Origin of the sequence: Bartonella sp. MU37NMGALS, from assembly GCF_042194015.1 — a bacterium.
Classification (GTDB): domain Bacteria; phylum Pseudomonadota; class Alphaproteobacteria; order Rhizobiales; family Rhizobiaceae; genus Bartonella; species Bartonella grahamii.
Genome location: NZ_JBHIML010000134.1, coordinates 1 through 653 on the forward strand (window position 1 = coordinate 1; position 653 = coordinate 653).

At 40.6% G+C, this 653-nt stretch carries 1 protein-coding gene; it reads right to left on the reverse strand.

Translation table 11 applies throughout. The features are described 5' to 3' along the window. Positions 1-96: 96 nt before the first annotated feature. Positions 97-579, reverse strand: coding sequence for a hypothetical protein (locus tag ACFIJP_RS09540; protein ID WP_375627186.1), 483 nt, complete (start codon positions 577-579; stop codon positions 97-99). Positions 580-653 lie beyond the last annotated feature (74 nt).

Sequence of the window (653 nt, forward strand, 5' to 3'; positions counted from 1 at the left end):
TGTTCACTCATCTTGATTTCCTACATTGCGCGCAATTCCCCCGTGGCGTGAATCACGCTTGTGTTAAAAGGCTGGTTTTGGGGTGTTAGAAAGTGCTTATACGCTCTGTCTTTTCCTAGGGATATGTTCGGCTTTTCTATTATAACTAATATGTGTGTTGCCTGAAATACATGTGTTACCACATACAACAGCTTCACCACCAATATGAGCTTTTTCACAAATTTTGGCATTGCCGTGAATTTCGGCTATTCCGTAAACTTTTGCATGATTGAAAATGTGTGCATTGGATTCAACACAAGCGTTTCCAAAAACATTAGCATTTCCATAAATACGTGCATTACATGAGATACGTGCTCGTCCAAATACTTGTGCATTCTCATAAATTTGAGCATTACTGCAAACCTTTGCCCTATCCCCAACCCAACAATCGCCCTCATGAGAGAGGTTACCTTCATGCTCTATATAACCGCCTAGGTCACCTTTCTTGACCTTTCCAAAGTTTCTCAGTGCACGGATGCGACGAACTGGTCGACGATAGAGAATATCTATTTCATCAGTAAGTTCGTATTTCTTTTTCATGGTTTATTTCCTTGATTTGCGTACAATTCACCCGTGGCGTGAATCACGCTTGTGTTTAAAAATGTTGTTTGGTT

Excerpts from the sequence above, each read along its gene's own strand:
- ACFIJP_RS09540 (WP_375627186.1), bottom strand. The coding sequence starts at position 579 with ATGAAAAAGAAATACGAACTTACTGATGAAATAGATATTCTCTATCGT.